Here is a 16327-nt window from a genome sequence, read left to right as displayed (position 1 = left end):
TGTAGACACTTTTTATGTCTACAGGAATATTGGTGACTATCATGCGTCTGCTCAGAATGGTCGTCGAGGGCCTTGAACCCTTTGAAAACCAGACCCTGGCCCTGGATCTTTACGCCCGCGACCAGGTCCGCTCGAAAACCCCTGGCAATGGACTGACTTATCTGGAGAACAGTCCAGGCAGTCACATTTACGCGCAGAACGTGCTGTGTCTTACAGGCATCAATGCATCTGGCAAAACCACAGCACTCAACGCCCTGGCTCTAGCTGTCAGCATCCTGAGCAGGGATGCCAGCCCTATGCTGTCCTCCGTCAGGTCCCTCAGCGCCTTCGGGCCCAGCCTGCAAATCTCTTTGATCTTTGAGTCCAAGCAGCACTTCTATCTGCTCAAGTCACAGCTGGATGCAGTCCGAAATGACAACACCGATGAAAGTACGGACCCGCTAGCAGATAGCACCTATAAGTTTTCTCAGGAACAGCTTTGGCGCTATCCAAACAAGCCTCTGCCCAAGTCTGTGCTTCGCAATACAGATGCTTTCCAACAACGCTCAAAGCTAATCAAGGTTCGGCGGCTGGCAACTCAATCTCCAGACGATGCAACCACGGATGCCTATCTGACAAAAGAGGCTTTCGACTACCTCTCACCTCACTCCAGCATCGTTCTGCCTTACACCAGGACGGCGTGCGCTCAGGTCATCGCCCGCATCGGACCAGAAACCTACTTTCCCATCGTTCCGGCCGACACCATCGCCGATCCCGTGCTGCACGTCTTCGATGACAGCATCGACTACTTCCACATCGACCAGGAACACCGCGCCCATCTGAGATTTGCCGGCACCTCTCAAGAAGTGGTCATGTCCAACATGGACACGGCCGGACTGCTCTCCCTGGGCACTGTCCGCGGATCCCGAATCGTCAAAGCAGCCATCCGGGTCCTGCGCACCGGCGGCTATCTGCTGATCGACGAAATCGAGAACAGCATCAACAAGGAGCTGGTGCGCATGATCATCAACCTCTTCATGTCTACGACCAGCAATCCTCATGGTGCCACCCTGGTGTTCACCACCCACTACGCTGAACTGCTCGACTTGATTCAGCGCAAGGACAATATTTACTTCCTCAGACGTGGCGAAGACAAACGCAAGGGCATTCAGGCAATCAACTACTCAGAGGCGGTCAGGCGCGGCGAACTCAAACACAGCGAGGTCTTCCTGTCCAACTACATCGGAGGCACCGCTCCCAAGGCAGCCGAACTCAAAGCCATGCGACAATACGTAGCTGGCCAGGTAGCCGGGCAAGAACATCATGCATAGTAGGCGCGAGGAGCTTGCAAGGGCCATCGGGGACGATGCGGTTCTCTTCTCATGCGAAGGCGTGGCCGAGCAGGTCATTGTCGACAAACTGGTCACCAAGCACCTGACCTTCATCGATCAGGATCGCATCATCACCGACCCCTACAGCGACGATGCCTGGTCAACCCGCGACAGAAGCGGCGAGAACCTGGCTCGGGACTTCCTGACCCAGGACTACGGACGAGACGTGACCATCCTTTGCATACAAGACCAACTGGGCCACCGCACCTTGCTGCGCCAGCCTTACGCTGAACATGCCCGGACCATCAACGTCACCACGCATCCCGAGATCGAAATGCTGATCGTCTGCCGCGAGGACAAGCTGGACGAGTACAATAGTTGGAAGTCGCACCATCGCGGCGCAAAGAACAGCAAGCTGAAGCCCAGTCTCTTCTGCAAGGAGGAGCTGGGCAAGGACGACTACAACTTCCGTAATGTCAAGAAATATCCCTTTCTAAACCAATACTGGGATGATGCGGATACGCTAGTCAGAGCTTTAGAACTGTACAGGGAAATAACCTCGGCAAAAAAGCAGGGCGATGACTTTCTGCTGGCCGATCTGCTCAACATCTGATCAGCGGTCGTCAGCGAGTTGCCAGGGCTGGTCGAAAAAGTCGAAGATGCGCTCCAAGTAAGGCTTCAGAACCTTGTCGGGCATCTGGTAGAGCTCATGCATACTGTTAGGAATGCGGACCAACGTGGCCTGACAGCCGCCCTGCTGAACCTGGTCGACAAAACGGTTCTGGGGCATCGGCAGCACAAACCGGTCGGGCTGAGCCTGGAAAAGCAGTATGGGCGTCTCCACTCGACTGCACCGGTCGGGACGCAGTATGGCCCGGCTCATCTCCAGGCTCTCCCTTACCCAGCCGAAGGTGGCGGCACTGGTCTGGTAGTGCAGCTCCTTGGCCCGCAACTTATGGGTCCAGGCCACCCGCGCCTGGCTGCCATTGGGGTACTTGCCCATGTCCAATTCGGGACGGAATGGTCCGAATCCCGGGACCATGCTGCGCGAGCGGCCCATCATGCAGGCTGCATTGGCTGCAGTCCAGGCCACCGAGGGCATAAATCCGGTCCGCGGTGCGATCATGGGCGATGACAGGACCGCCTTGTCAATAAGGGAGGGGAAGGTTTCCAGCATCCGCGCAGCCACACCGCCACCCATGGAGTGGGCGTAGAGCACCATGGGCTTGTCCTGTGCATACTGCTGGCCCACCTGGGAGCAGAAGGCGGCCAGATCCGCCACATACCGATGCCAATGATCCACCCAAATCAGGCTGGGATCGTTCACACCACGACCAGAGAAACCATGCCCCCAATGCTCGGGAATGCAGACGGAGTACCCCTGCATCAGGAAGTACCAGGCCATCTCCTGATACTTGTCGGCGAATTCCGAAAAACCGAAAGAGATGATCACGGCCCCACGCACACGAGCCGATCCTGACTCCACCGCGCCCTGGCGGAAAAGCGTCCTGTCATAGCAGACGTAATGCAGCAGGCGGGAGGGGTCCACACCGCTGAGATGGGCCTTGTCCAACACGGTTCCCCCATCCTCGCCGCCATCATGGGAGATCATCCATCCCTCACTGCGACAGGAGGCCAGGTCAGGAAGGACGCGCTCCTTCATGATCCAGTCGTAGCGGCGCTCCTCAACCAGTTGGACGCTCATGCTCTCACCCTATACCACCTGCTATCAGACTCGGCCCTACATGAGCCGGGTGCTCTCCAGGTTTCTGACAATCCAGTCATTGAAGCGGATGACAGGCTTGCGCAGAACCAGCCCCAGCAGCAACGAGGGTACCAGGAAGAGGGCCAAGGTTGCCATCTCCCGCCAGAACTCCATGCCGTAGGCTCCGGCAACGGCCGACTGCATGGCCCCGATGGCGTGAACGAAGGGCAGGAAGGGATAGACCCCCTGGAAGAAGCCGGGCAGGGTCTCCATGGGGAAGGTGCCGCCCGAGCCGGCCACCTGCATGACCAGGAGGATGACGGCGATGGCCTTGCCGATGTCCCCGAAGGAGACGACCAGGGTGTAGATCAGGTTCATGAAGACGAAGGAGGCGAAGACCGCCACCAACACGAACATCAGCGGATGGACGCACTGTACTTTCAGGTAGAAGAGGTCTCCCAGGGCAATCAGGCAGCCCTGGAGGATGGCCATCAGGGCGAAGACAGCGAATCTGCCAAAGTACTCCTGGTAGAGCTGAAGGCCAAAGCGGCGGGCGTTGCCTGGCGACTCCGGGCGGAAGGCTCCCCAGGAGCGGCGGCCCTCGGAATCCTCATCCAGGTCGTCGGCCCTCTTCCAGGCATCCTGCAGGGAGTCCAGGTGCAGAACGAAGGCCTTTTTCTTGTCGGACAGGGCCACCTTCATCATGGCAGCCAGAATGGTGGCACCCACCCAGATGGAGAGGATGGTGTAGAAGGGGGTCATGGCCGACCCGTAGTTCATTACGGGGAAGACCGCATGCCGATGGATGCCGACCGGCGAGGACAGAAGCGCAGCCAGGGTTTCGGAATCCCCGCTCAGCAGGGTTTTGGCCTCCTGCATATTCTTGCCCTGCGAAGCCTGGGTCAGGTGTCCTCCCAGGTCAGTCAACCGCTTGGAGGCCTGGTCCAGGCGCTGGGAGATCTCCCCCAGCTGGTCCTTGGCCTGGCTGATGTCATTGGTCATGGGGCCTGTCAGCCCGGAAGCGCCCTTGACGGTTCCATCCAGACCCGTCAGCAGCCGGTCGGTCGAAGTGACCACGGTATCCATAGAAGAGGCCAAGCCGTCCAAGCGGGGCTTCAGGTCATTGCGGTACTGGGTGCGGACCTGGTCCACCGAGGCGCGGGCCTGGGCAATCCTGTTCTTCAGCTCCTGTCGCTGACCGCCCAGCTTGTCTTTGCCCTCCTTGGCCGTCTGGGAGGCCTGGCTGATCCGGTCGGCCAGGTCGCGCTGGGCCGCCTGGGCTGCGCGCATTCCGGCCTGGGCCTGATCGATGGCGGTCAGCAGGGCCTGGCGTTCTTCCGCTGTCAGATTGGCATCGGATTCCACAGTGCTGCGCAGATTTTCCAGGCTGGCGATCATCCCGTCATAGTCGGCTGCCGAGTCTCTGATCCGTTGGCTCAGATCGTTCAGCTGGCTACTGACTGCATCGCTCTGCTGGCCCACCTTGTCGAAGGCATCGTCGATCTTGGAGCCGATAGTGTCATAGGCGCCCGAGGCCTGGCCAAGGGCGGCGTCGACCGCCTGGGCCGATCCGGAGAGGGACTTGCCCAGATCCTTGGACCCCTTGGTTCCCTGGTTCAGGGCCTTCCTGGCATCGGCCATGGCGGAGTCGGACCGGCCCAGAATCCGGCCAGTGGAGTCGATCATCTTCCCGGAGGATTCCAGAAGGCCCGCATAGGCATTCACCTGGCTGGAGGCAGTGGTCAGCCGCTGCGACATCTGGTCGATGTGGCCGGTCGTCCTGGTCAGATAATCCTGGACCTGGGGGCTCTGGGAGTATGTGAAAACCTGGCTGGCCAGGTCGATCCCAACCTGCCCCACGGTCTTGACGAAGGTCTTGTCAATGGTCGTGGCCACAGTGTCGGCCCCCTGCTCGGTGACATGGGGTGCAATGGCGTTCTTTTTTTCGTTCAGGTAGTACTCAAGGTTGGCGTGCTTCACATCCTGCGAGAAGAGGGTCATCATGTCCGCGCTGAAATCCTTGGGGATGACAATGGCAGCGTAGTACTCGCCTGAGCGCACCCCATCCAGGGCCTGGTCGCGGTTGACGAACCTCCAGTCCAGCTGGTCGTTGGCCCGCAGGGTGCTGGTGACCGTCTCCCCCACGTTGATCCTGACCGGGATCAGGTCGGACTTGTACCCCTTGTCGGTGTTGGCCACGGCCACCTTGATGGCCTTGGTGTTCTTATAGGGGTCCCAGCTGGCGGCGATGTTGAACCAGGCATAGAGGGCCGGGACGATGATCAGGCCCATCAGGACGATGATGGCGATGACGTTGCTGGTGGCATCGGCCAGGTCCTTGTGCAGGATCCTCCAAATGTTCCTCATCAGCGGTCACCGTCCTCGTGAGCGTCTTCCTCATCGTGGTTCATGACTGATTCGCGCACGACCGTGGTCAGCCTGGTCACGGCCGAGGGACCCTGCCTTCGCGGGCGAATCAGGGTGTGGAAGTCCAAGCCGGGACGCTCGGTCAGACCCAGCTGCTGTACATAGCTGTCGCAGATATACTCGACGATAATCAGGTAGGCGTCTATCAGGACGATGGAGGCGATGCAGGCGATCAGCATGACGATCTTGGCCTCGGTGCTGAACAGCAGGATAAGGAAGAGCACCGGCAACAGAACCAGGACCAGACCAGCCCGGATCAGCGTTGGATAGAGAGTCAGGAAGCGATGCGCCCGCCGCCTTATGACGGCACGGTAGTCGCCCTCGCCCAGGATGGAACGGGCCAGGCTGCCCAAGCTCAGACGACGGTCAGCAGAATGGTTCTGCTCGGTCAGCATTAGGTCGGTGGCGCCCAGCCGACGGTCGAAGAGGGCATTCAGGTTGAGCAGGTACCGCCGCACCACCAGTCCGATCAAGAGGGCCGCCGGCAGGTACCAGAAGATGTGGAGCATGTCCTGCCAATAGTGGTTGCCGTACATGCCTCCGATGGTCTCGCGCATGGCATTGATTCCGTAGGTGAAGGGCAGCCAAGGGTTCAGATTGCGGAAGAAGTCGGGCATCATCTCGATGGGATACATGCCCGAGGAGCCAGGTATCTGCAGGATGACCAGGACCACGGCCAGGGCCTTGCCGATGTGCCTGAATGAGGCGGCCAGGGCATAGATGATGTTGATGTAGACGAAGGAGGCGAAGACTCCGGCCAGGACGAACAGGGCCGGCTGATGGCATTGGATGCCCAGCATCAGGTCGCCCACTGTAGCGATCAGCGCCTGGAAGAAGCCGACGAAGACCAGCAGAAGCCAGCGGCCCAGGTAGGCCTGGGTGGCGGTGCACTTGCGGATGCCCTCCTTGTCGACCTCCAGCTTGTAGATGGCTATCAAAATGAACCCGCCCACCCAGAGGGCCAGATTGGTATAGAAGGGCGCCACGGATGACCCGTAGTTGCTGACCGGGTAGACCGTGTGCGAGGCCAGCTCCACCGGCGAGGACATGGCCTTCCCGAAGGATTCCGGGCTCAACCCCAGGGTCTGGGACATCCGGTTCCAGGCGGCCGAGGACCCCAGGGCCGCCACATCGGTGCGAACCCCCTCCAGGTCGGACCTGACCGAGGCCAGGGAGGCCCTGGTGGTGGACAGGGTCGACTGGGCCTGGCTGATGGTGGAATCCAGCTGGTCCAGCAGGGCATCAGTCTGGGCGGCCGTGGTGGCCAGGCTGTTCAGGGCGCCCTGGAGCGAGCCGTTGGAGGCGTTGAGTTTATCCAGCCCGGTAAGGAGGTTGGGCATGGTGGTCCCCGTCAGGCTTTGGCTGGCCGCAGTCAGGGCCTTGATGCCTGTGTCGCCGGTGTCGGTCATGGCCGAGCTCAGGTCTGATGCGGCCTGCTTGCCCGAATTCAGGGCCGTCGAGGAGTTCTTCTTGAAGGCATCCAAGGATGCTTTCTGCTGCTGGTTGGTCTTTTTCAGATCGTCGATCTGCCGCTGGATGCTCTCATAGGCCGGATCCCCGGGATGCAGCCCGGACTGGTCCAGACCAGACTGGAGCCGGTCCACGGCCTTCCCGTTGGCATCGACCAACTGACCCAGGCCGGAATTGACCCGGTCCACCTTGTCCTGGGTGGCGTTCAGATCGGCGGTGATTCCGCCTGCCACCGTATTCACATCAGTGACCGCACTGGACAGTCGTACCGACCCGTCCGCCAGGGCCTGGTTCAGGGCAGAGGAGAAACGAAGACTGTCATCGCGGGCCCTGGTCATGTGGTCCTGGGCCTTGCTCAGGGTGGCCTGGGTGGCCGATATCTGACTCTGCAGGTTCTTGATGTCATCTTTGGAACCGGCTACGGTCTGACGAGCCTGACCCATAGTGGAACCGATTCGCTCAAGCTGGCCGTCCGTCCGATCCAGCTGGCCGATGATGTCCCCCAGGTCGCCCACCACCTGGCTGCGGCTCTGCTCGGCCGCACCCTGGGCATCGCCAGCGGTCTGCAGGACCTTCCCGGCCAGGGCATCACTGACGGCCGAGACGAAGACCGTGTTGATCTCCTGGTCGATGGTGGATGCGCCGGTGTCGGTCACCTTGGGGGCGATGGCGTTCTTCTTCTCATTGACGTAATAGTTCAGAGCAGGCCTGTTCCCGGTTCCCTCGACGATGCCCACCAGGTCGGCGCTGAACCGTTCAGGGATGATGATGGCCGCATAGCACTGGCCCGAGTGGACCTCGTCGATGGCCCTCTGGTCATCATCCATGAACTTCCAACCCAGGCTTTTGTTGCCGCGCAGCTCCTGAATGACTGATCTACCGGCGTTGATCCTGCCGGTTTCCGCGGATTGCGCCCCTCGATCCATGCTGACAACCGCCACAGGGAGGTTCTTGACATTGCTGTAGGGATCCCAGAGGGCCATGATGTTGAACCAGGCATAGAGTGAGGGCAGCACGGCCACGCCGATGGTCACAACCAAGGCCACGGGATTGCGCAGTATCCGCCAGAGATCTCGCCTGAAGATGGCCAACACGGTCTTCACCGCCAGGCACCTCCTTCTTGTCTGTCCGGGGGATCACGGCACTGGCCTGCTCCACTCGGATTGGCTGCATCCTCCCGGGACTTACGTCCGGCCCGAGTATAACCACCCTTCCTTACTGGCCCAGACCGGTCAGCTGATTGTGAATGCCCGCTCAAGGCTGGAGGCAATAGGGCAGGCATGTGCCCGATACTGGTTTCATCGTATATGAGTAAGGACGGAATCTATCGGCATCACGCAAGGCCAGACCGGCGGGGCGACAAGGGCTCCCGACAGCTATTTATGATCTGGCCACGAATAGACGCGAGACCGCCATCGACAGGGCCACAGCCAGGCCCATGGGCATGAAGGCCATGACCGGCAGATGGCAGACCTCCATCAACATGGCCATAGCCATGAGCGGAGCCTGCTGGGAGGCGGCCAGCAGGGAGGCGGCGCCAATCACGGCACACTGCCAAACAGGCAGGCCTGGCACAAGGCAAGCCAGCATCAGGCCCAAAACAGCGCCCATGGCGGATCCCAGGGCTATGGACGGCGTCAGGGTACCACCGAAGGCCCCGGCACGGATGGTGGCTGTGGTCAGCAGAGCCTTGGCCAGCGCAAAGAGGGCCAAAAGAGCAAGAGACTGAGCGAGCTGGAGCCCTGAGAACCCGACAGGCAGCCGCTGATCCATGCCCATCTGGGCCAGGGCCCGGCCGTTGCCCATGACCTGGGGAACGGCCAGAGCGACCAGACCGGTCAGCAGGGCCACCCCCGTCAGCTGCCAGATAGCCGCAGGACCGTTGGTCCTATGGGCCTCTGCCCATGAGGTCATCCGCCGGAATCCGACCCCCAACAGTCCCATGACCGGTCCGATCAAGAGGACCACTGCCATAAGCCAGGGACGGAAGGGCTCGGAGCCGACCTTATAGTAAGGACCAAACCCCTTGATGGAGCCGCCGACCAGGGTAGCCAGAGCCGACATGGCCAGATTGACCGTCACCACTTCGGCATCCACCCGCCGCAGCAGCACCTCAATGCCGAAAAAGGCCCCAGTCAGAGGCGCGATGTAGATGCCGGCGAAACCCGCACCAGCAGCCGAGGCGACCAGCAGCGGACCGTCCTGATCACGCAGCCCAAGTCGTCGGCCCATCCTGGCCCAGAGACCGCCCAGAAGGGCCCCGGCCTCGCGCGGGGCCACCTCCCTGCCGATGGAGCCCCCGGCAGCCACAAAGAAGATCTGGGTGAGCACATGGACCACGGTCCGCACCGGGGGCATAGAGGTACCCTTGACGGCCTGGCCTACCGAGGGAACCAGCCTGGTCCTCGTCCGCAGCCAGGCCCAGACCAGACCAGCCACCAGACCGGCAACGGTCACCGAGGCCAGCCTCCTGATCGGCGGCACCGCCTCAGCCGTGGGAGTCCCTGGAGTCTCAGCGAAACCCAACATGCCGACCTGGGTCAGCTCAAAGAACCTTGCCAACAGGCCCGAGGAAAGTCCCACCAGCAGGCCCAGGCAGAGCACCGAGACCGCCAGGCCCCAGCTGCGAGGAAGCTGGAATCCGCGACTGGACCCTGGAGCCTGGTCAGGCTTTCGTTGGATATGCACAACCCCAATCTAGCGGAAGCAACCGCCAGCAGAGCGTCAGCCTAAACAGCCTTTCCGTCAGTCCGTCTTGTTCTTGAGGGCCTCCCGCAGGAAGTCCCGCTGCAGAATAAGCAGGTTCTCGGCCACGGTCTCGTCATTGGTCATGTGGGTGATGCCGGTCAGCGGCAGGACCGTATGGGGACGGCCAGCCGCCATCAGAGCGCCGGAGAGCCTCAGGGTGTTGGCCACGGAGACGTTGTCGTCCGCAAACCCGTGGATCAGCATCAGCGGGCGGCGCAGCGAGGGGGCGTCATCAATGATCCCGTTGCGGCGGTAGACGGCCGGGTCCAGACCTAGATAGCGCTCGGTGTAATGAGTGTCGTAAAGAGTCCAGTCCGTGGGCGGGGCGCCCGCGCAGGCCGCATGTATCCGGTCGGGAGCCCGCAGAACCGACAGGGCCGAAAGGAAGCCGCCATAGGACCAGCCGATCATGGCCACATGTCCCAGGTCGGCCTCGGGAGCGAAGTCCGGCAGGGCCTCCAGAGCCTCAAGCTGGTCATCCAGAGTCACCTGGGCCATGTCCTCGAAGATGGCCCGATCCCAGGCAGGACCACGACCCGGCGTACCCCGGCCGTCGGCGGTCAGGACCAGGAAGCCCTGATCCGCCCACCACTGGGACTCCCAGTAGTAGGACTGGTTGAAGACCACCTGCTGGGCACCAGGTCCGCCGTAGGGCTTGAGCAGGACGGGCAGGCTGTCGGCGCTGGCGTAGGGGCTGGATTCTGACGGCCTGACAATGGCTGCGAACAGCTCATGCTGGCCCATGCGCACGAAGTCCACGTTGGGAGTGAACCCGGGATCGCTGCTGGTGTCAGCCAGGACGGCACTCATAGCCCCCTGGCTATTGATATGACCAGCATCCACGGCCCGGCGATCAGGGCGATCCTGATGCTCCGGCCGCACAGATTCGCCAGTTTGTCTAGCGTTGCTGTCGGGGCGGGCTTCGCCCACCAGGCCCAGACCTTCAGCGCCCAGGCGGTCCAGATCCCCGTCAGCCCCCAGGTAGCAGTGGCGCACCTGTCCCTGCGCCGAAGCCATGGTCCGGCCGCTGACCACGATGCCATGGCCGGCTCGCGAGGCGGACCACACTCCAGGCAGACGGTTGAGCACATGGATGGAGCCGTCATAGCTCAGACGCATCAGGTCGAAGCTGCGGGGGTCGGTGGAGACTACCGCCAGCACATCGCGGTCCCCCACGGACAGCACCTGCCGAATCTGGCAGCCAGCCGGGGAGAATACCCTCCCGTCCAAACGTAGCCGCGTGGTGTCGGCTTCAGTATCGATGAAGGCGTCCACCAACCCACCCTGGGGCCGGTAGGCCGGCAACCCGGGCACCAGGTCGATCCACTGGTCGTTGCCATGCTCCTGCAGCACCCTGGTGGCCACCTTGGGCGCCACCTCGGGATCAAGCAGGGTCATATTCTGTCCCGGCTCCAAGCCCTGACGGGTATCCGGCACCTGCACATCCAGGATCCTGTCCTCGGTCTGGCGGCGGTTCTGAACCAGCAGCAGGGGCCGATGCCCGTCCTGCCAGCGGACCACAGCCAGGTACTCGAAGGCCTGATGGTCCCAGTCCACCTCACCCACCCAGGGGTCGGCATTATCCTGGCCCAGGAGGACCAGGCTCAGTCCGACGCGGGCGTTGGCGGTCAGAGCCTGGGGATACCGCCGGGCGCGCGGCCCGACCTGGGGATTGGCCGGATCGCTGATGTACCAGATCGGCTCATCGGAGGAATCAGTGTGCTCGACCAGCAGTGCCTTGGAATCCGGCGACCACCAGAACCCCTGGTAGCGGTCCATCTCCTCGCCGGCCACGAACTCGGCCAGCCCCAGCCGCATCCGATCATCGATGCCTGGGCGCAGGGCCAGGACAGCCCTTTCTCGATCCTGCCCGGCATCCTGCCCAATGGTGACCACCATCAGGCGGTCGCCAGTGGTATAGGCCACCATGCTGCCGTCCGGGCTGATGGCAGGATTGAGCACAGCCGAATCGCTGTCTTCCAAGCTCAGGGCCCGTGTAGAGGCGGTGAGACCATCAGGGGCTATCAGCGAGAGCCAGAGCCGACCGCCCAAGGCAAAGACCACGCGATCCCCGGCATCATCCACGCTGTAATCGACAATGCCCTCGCCGCCCTCTCGCGAGCGCTCCCTGCGGGCCAACTCGGCAGCTGGCACCTGTTCCTGGTCCGCATCCTCCAGCAGGGCCCTTGGGTCAGCCAGGAGCACCTCATGGTGGCGGCCTTCCTGGTCAAAGACAGACAGCCAGAGCCCGGTCACCAGGTCTTCAGGTCCGTCGGAGCGCAGGAATACGGCCCGCGAACCGTCCCCCACCGCCAGGGCCGACCGTGGCGCACCCAACGTAAACCGCAGGGTCCGGGCCTTGGCCCGCGGATATGCCTCCATCGCCCGATCCACCTCTTCGGCCATGCTCGCTCCTCGAATATCTCTGACATGATCCCCATGACCATGCGTCTGCCACGATGATAAGCGCCCAGATGCCAAAGGGGAATTCGAATAACTCAACTGCGATGCGCTGCCCGATTATCAGCAAGCGTCAATCGTTCTACATGAGAAATTTTTATCGCCGATAAGGCATATTCCCGGACTACGACCAGCCGATGACCATTCCGTGCGCTAGAATTGTAGCGTGTTGTCGCCAAAGATTGGTCGATGATGCCTGTTTCCCAGGGGTAGGGGTGTCAAGGCAGGACACCCCATGAACGTATCTGGGGAGCAACCGACAATAGAGAAAATAGAGGTAACCAATGAATATCATGGTTCGTTTCAAACGCGCATGCGCAGTACTCGCTGCCGGCGCCACCCTGGCAGGCGGCTTAGCACTGCTGCCCACCGTGGCCCAGGCTGTGGAGAGCAAGAATGTCCAGACCAAGGCCGCTCCTTACACAATCACATTCCACGACCCCTATGGTCCTCGGGGGGATAAGGGGCAGGAGAAGACAACCACTCTGAACACCGACACCAACGGCAAGCTGGATCCCAGCACGATTCCAGAGCCTATAGTGCCCGATCAGAATACGAAAGCTGATGGCTGGTCTATCAATGGATCTGGTGGCCCAGCTGATGACCCAAATTCACAAAAAATCGACTTCAACACCTATGTTTTCACCCAAGACGAGGATCTCTATCCTAACTTCGCCCAGATAAACCCCATCACTTACAACATCACTTTCGTCACTATGAATCCGGAAGATATCGAAGAATCCACCGCGGACGTGATGCAAACCAATAGTGAGGGAAAGCTATCTGAGGAACCCACGGTTCACAACTTCGATGGTTACACCTTCGACGGTTGGTTTAACGAAAATGGCGGGTCCCGTTACGTCCCCGGTGGCACCTACAACGCAGACACTACTTTCATGGCCAAGTACACCAAGGTGACCACTCCCAACGAGCCTAACAAGCCTGGTCAGACCGCTCCGGTTGACAACAACACCAAGCAGCCTGCCAAGGACAACAACAAGGCTCCAGCCAAGGATCCAGCCAAGGATCCGGCTAAGAAGGACGCCAAGAACAACAAGAACAACAACAATCTGGCCAAGACCGGCGCCGACGCCACGGCTCCTCTGGCCATCGCCGCTGGCCTCTGCCTGGCTGCCGGCATCACCCTGGGTCTGCGTCGCAAGCTGGCTCTGTGAGTCCGCAGGCTTCGGCCTGACCTATGATGATTGAAGTTCAAAGGCCCCTGGTCCATTGTGGCCATGGGGCCTTATCCATACCCGGCAGTCGCGGTCGTTCGAACCTGTTCATTGAAGAAATTGCAAGCATCCGACCGCCCATTACCCCCTTCCGGCAGGGTCACGTACTATGAAAGGGTTATATGGAAAGGGATGACTATGAGCGTTCTCGATCGTTTCGAGAAGAGCGTGGAAGGCGCCGTTAACGGTGTCTTCTCGAAGTTCGGCTCCAAGGACCTACAGCCCGTCGACCTGTCGAGCGCCCTCGAGCGTGAGATAGACTCACAGGCCATGCCCGTCGGTCGCGACCGCACCGTGGCGCCCAACGAGTATCGATTCAGACTATCCACCCCAGACTTCGACCGCATCGAGCAGTGGGGCTCGGAGGCTCTGGCCAACGAGCTGGCAGACAACCTGACCAAGTACGCCGAGAGCCAGCACTATGCCTTCGTCGGCCCGGTCGTGGTCATCTTCGAGGAGGACCTCAACCTGAACAAGGGCGACTTCCACCTGTCTGCCGAGTCGGTCCAGGGCAACGCGGCACCCGTCACCACACCCGAAGAGTCCAAGGACTGCCCGGTGTTGGAGATCAACGGCCGCCAGTACCTGCTGACCGCCCCCATCACCACCATCGGCCGTGGATCCTCCTGCGACATCGTCATCGACGACGCAGGCATCTCCCGCCGACACCTGCAGATCGAAATCACCGACAAGGGCGTGGTAGCCCGCGATCTGGGGTCCACCAACGGCACCTATGTAGAGGGGCATCAGGTACCCGCAGCCACCCTGCTGGACGGCAATACCATCACCATCGGCCGTACCCGCATCCTTTACTGGGCATCGTCGCAGGAACAGGATTCGTAAGTCGCCCAGACCTTGAAGTAAGGTCGAATCATTATGCTGACTGAACTGACATTCGCCATCCTCAAATACGGATTCCTGGCTCTGTTATGGGTATTCGTATGGCTGGCCATCCGTTCACTCCGCAAAGACATCGAAACCTTCAGCCCCAAGACTTCTCATACCCGCCGACGCAGTGAACGCGCAGCCCAGCGCAAGCTGCCGGCGGCCGCCAGATCCGTACCTATCGCCCCGGTCAGCAAAACAGAGCCTGCAAGCGATGAACCCTCCCTGCTGGTGGTCATCGACGGACCTCTGGCCGGCTCCTCCACGCCGCTGTCCGGACGACCCATCACCCTGGGCCGCTCCTCCTCGAACACCCTGGTGCTGGACGACGAGTTCGTCTCCGGCCATCATGCGCGGGTCTATCAGGATCCCGCATCGGGCCGATGGGCCATCGAGGATCTGGGGTCCACCAACGGCACCGTCGTCTCGGGACAGAAAATCACGGCGCCGACAATCCTACCGGCGGAGGTTCCCGTGCGCATCGGAGCCACCACCTTCGAGTTGAGGTAGCCGCCCATGACCAGGAACGATGCGAGCCAAAAGCTGTTCCTCTATTCCACGGCGGTTTCAGACGTGGGGTACGTGCGCAGCAACAACCAGGATTCCGCCTTCGCCGGTGAGCGCCTTGTGGCCATGTGCGACGGCATGGGCGGCCACGCAGGCGGGGATACGGCCTCGACCATAGCCATCCGATCCCTGGCCCACATCGAACGCGACGACCGGGAGCAGGACGTGCAGTCCCTGGCCCGGATGATGGAGACCTCGGTCATTGCGGCCCACGACGCCATCGTGGGCAAAGCCAAGCGAGAACACCGCCTGTCGGGCATGGGCACCACGGTCACGGCCCTGGCTCTGGCCGACGACTCCTGGGTGCTGGCCCATATCGGCGACTCCCGGGCCTACCTGCTGCGGGAGGGCAAGCTGATCCGGATGACCCAGGACCACTCCTACGTGCAGCATCTGATCGACACCGGCCGCATCTCCCCGGCCGAAGCCCGCAACCACCCTCAGCGCAACGTGGTCATGCGGGTCCTGGGGGACTTCGACATCGACCCCCGCCCGGACATCTCCATCTCCAAGGCCCTGCCCGCAGACCGTTGGATGATCTGCTCGGACGGCCTCTGCGGCGTTCTTGAGGACTCGACCATCGCCGAGGTGCTGTCCTCGGTCTCGGACCAGGCGGAGTGCGCCCAGCAACTGGTCACCTTCGCCCTGAAGGCCGGCAGCACCGACAACGTAACCGTGGTCATCGCCGATGCCACGCTGGCCCTGGACGCCGATGCATTCGACCTGCCCCATCAGACCCCTCTGGTCGGCGGGGCAGCCAGCTCCAACCTGGAGGCCCTGGCCGACATCCTGGATGAGCCCGTAGCGGCCGCACCGCGCCTGCGCGACGAGTCCCGGGAGTCCCCCGCCAAGCGGGCCGCCGACCTAACACAGGACCGGAATGCCGGCAAACAGGAGGACGAGGATGACGAAGGCCGCACCGCCCAACCCTCGGCTGCCCGCGAGGAGAGCGGCGAACGGCATGTGCCCGACACCAGCGAGATCCCCATCGTTCACAAGAAGGACGGCTCGGACTCAGCCGACCCCTACGACCCGGACGTGGCCGACGCCATCCACAAGGAGCACCTGGAGCAGCGCAAGCGCCAGCGCTCACGGCACCGGCGGATTCGGCTGATCCTGGCCGGCATCATCACCCTGGTGATCCTTGCCCTGGCCGGAGGCACGGCGGCTGCCTACCACTGGAGCCAGGAACAGTACTACCTGGGCACGGACCAGGGCCGAGTGGCCATCTACCAGGGCGTGCCCACCAAGGCCTTCGCCCTCTCGCTGTCCCACCCGGTGCAGACCACGGACATCGCCGTCAAGGGACTGCCCCAGTCTTGGCGTGACCAGTTGGAAGAGGGCATCACCGTCTCCAGCATGGACGACGCCAAGGAGCATGCCCGTCTGATCCGCAAGGAGGCCGGCGACCTCAAACGCGAGCAAGCCAAGGAGGCCAAGGACGAGTCCGACCAGGCATCGACTTCTCCCTCAGCCTCGCCCTCACCGTCGGAAACCGACCAGAGCGGGCGGCAATAGTC

11 protein-coding genes are annotated in these 16327 nt (G+C 61.8%); 6 read left to right on the top strand and 5 right to left on the bottom strand.

What is annotated here, in order from left to right; translation table 11 throughout:
* Window positions 1-41: 41 nt before the first annotated feature.
* Together ACNAOV_RS00400 and ACNAOV_RS00395 are read left to right on the top strand one after the other, a co-directional pair.
* Window positions 42-1310 carry an AAA family ATPase gene (locus ACNAOV_RS00400; RefSeq protein WP_416518104.1) on the top strand — a complete coding sequence of 423 codons (1269 nt, stop codon included), beginning with the start codon at window positions 42-44 and terminating at the stop codon, window positions 1308-1310.
* Window positions 1303-1923 carry a hypothetical protein gene (locus tag ACNAOV_RS00395; protein ID WP_416517492.1) on the top strand — a complete coding sequence of 207 codons (621 nt, stop codon included), beginning with the start codon at window positions 1303-1305 and terminating at the stop codon, window positions 1921-1923. Before ACNAOV_RS00400 ends, ACNAOV_RS00395 begins: the two co-directional genes overlap by 8 nt.
* On the opposite strand, the gene ACNAOV_RS00390 is transcribed toward ACNAOV_RS00395, so the two are convergent.
* The 5 genes from ACNAOV_RS00390 to ACNAOV_RS00370 all read right to left on the bottom strand — a co-directional run bounded on the left by ACNAOV_RS00390 (window position 1924) and on the right by ACNAOV_RS00370 (window position 12066).
* Complete coding sequence (locus ACNAOV_RS00390) at window positions 1924-3015, bottom strand: alpha/beta fold hydrolase (RefSeq protein ID WP_416517491.1); 1092 nt, start codon at window positions 3013-3015, stop codon at window positions 1924-1926.
* Between the two features lie 36 nt (window positions 3016-3051).
* Window positions 3052-5382 carry a YhgE/Pip family protein gene (locus tag ACNAOV_RS00385; RefSeq protein ID WP_416517490.1) on the bottom strand — a complete coding sequence of 777 codons (2331 nt, stop codon included), beginning with the start codon at window positions 5380-5382 and terminating at the stop codon, window positions 3052-3054.
* Entirely contained in the window at window positions 5382-8015 is a 2634-nt protein-coding gene (locus tag ACNAOV_RS00380) for a YhgE/Pip family protein (protein WP_416517489.1), read from the bottom strand. The genes ACNAOV_RS00385 and ACNAOV_RS00380 overlap by 1 nt, the downstream gene beginning before the upstream one ends.
* 277 nt (window positions 8016-8292) lie before the next feature.
* Window positions 8293-9600 (bottom strand): chloride channel protein, encoded by a 1308-nt coding sequence (locus ACNAOV_RS00375; RefSeq protein ID WP_416517488.1) that lies wholly within the window; start codon window positions 9598-9600, stop codon window positions 8293-8295.
* A gap of 57 nt (window positions 9601-9657) precedes the next feature.
* Entirely contained in the window at window positions 9658-12066 is a 2409-nt protein-coding gene (locus ACNAOV_RS00370; protein WP_416517487.1) for a prolyl oligopeptidase family serine peptidase, read from the bottom strand.
* Between the two features lie 338 nt (window positions 12067-12404).
* Here ACNAOV_RS00370 and ACNAOV_RS00365 point away from each other — a divergent pair, with 338 nt between their 5' ends.
* From ACNAOV_RS00365 to ACNAOV_RS00350, 4 genes are all read left to right on the top strand, one after another.
* Window positions 12405-13295, top strand: coding sequence for an InlB B-repeat-containing protein (locus ACNAOV_RS00365; protein WP_416517486.1), 891 nt, complete (start codon window positions 12405-12407; stop codon window positions 13293-13295).
* 198 nt (window positions 13296-13493) lie between these two features.
* Window positions 13494-14198 carry an FhaA domain-containing protein gene (locus ACNAOV_RS00360; protein ID WP_015021121.1) on the top strand — a complete coding sequence of 235 codons (705 nt, stop codon included), beginning with the start codon at window positions 13494-13496 and terminating at the stop codon, window positions 14196-14198.
* A 36-nt stretch (window positions 14199-14234) separates the two neighbouring features.
* Window positions 14235-14750 (top strand): FHA domain-containing protein FhaB/FipA, encoded by a 516-nt coding sequence (locus ACNAOV_RS00355; protein WP_373564724.1) that lies wholly within the window; start codon window positions 14235-14237, stop codon window positions 14748-14750.
* A 6-nt stretch (window positions 14751-14756) separates the two neighbouring features.
* Window positions 14757-16325, top strand: a complete 1569-nt coding sequence (locus ACNAOV_RS00350; RefSeq protein WP_416517485.1) for a BofC C-terminal domain-containing protein — start codon at window positions 14757-14759, stop codon at window positions 16323-16325.
* The last annotated feature ends 2 nt before the right edge of the window (window positions 16326-16327 follow it).

Source organism: Bifidobacterium asteroides (assembly GCF_048001765.1).
Classification (GTDB): domain Bacteria; phylum Actinomycetota; class Actinomycetes; order Actinomycetales; family Bifidobacteriaceae; genus Bombiscardovia; species Bombiscardovia asteroides_K.
Note: the sequence above shows the minus strand (reverse complement) of the source record. Positions and strands in the feature narration are given on the sequence as shown.

Coding starts and splice junctions, on each gene's coding strand:
- ACNAOV_RS00400 (WP_416518104.1), top strand. CDS start 42: ATGCGTCTGCTCAGAATGGTCGTCGAGGGCCTTGAACCCTTTGAAAAC.
- ACNAOV_RS00395 (WP_416517492.1), top strand. CDS start 1,303: ATGCATAGTAGGCGCGAGGAGCTTGCAAGGGCCATCGGGGACGATGCG.
- ACNAOV_RS00390 (WP_416517491.1), bottom strand. CDS start 3,015: ATGAGCGTCCAACTGGTTGAGGAGCGCCGCTACGACTGGATCATGAAG.
- ACNAOV_RS00385 (WP_416517490.1), bottom strand. CDS start 5,382: ATGAGGAACATTTGGAGGATCCTGCACAAGGACCTGGCCGATGCCACC.
- ACNAOV_RS00370 (WP_416517487.1), bottom strand. CDS start 12,066: ATGGCCGAAGAGGTGGATCGGGCGATGGAGGCATATCCGCGGGCCAAG.
- ACNAOV_RS00365 (WP_416517486.1), top strand. CDS start 12,405: ATGAATATCATGGTTCGTTTCAAACGCGCATGCGCAGTACTCGCTGCC.
- ACNAOV_RS00360 (WP_015021121.1), top strand. CDS start 13,494: ATGAGCGTTCTCGATCGTTTCGAGAAGAGCGTGGAAGGCGCCGTTAAC.
- ACNAOV_RS00350 (WP_416517485.1), top strand. CDS start 14,757: ATGACCAGGAACGATGCGAGCCAAAAGCTGTTCCTCTATTCCACGGCG.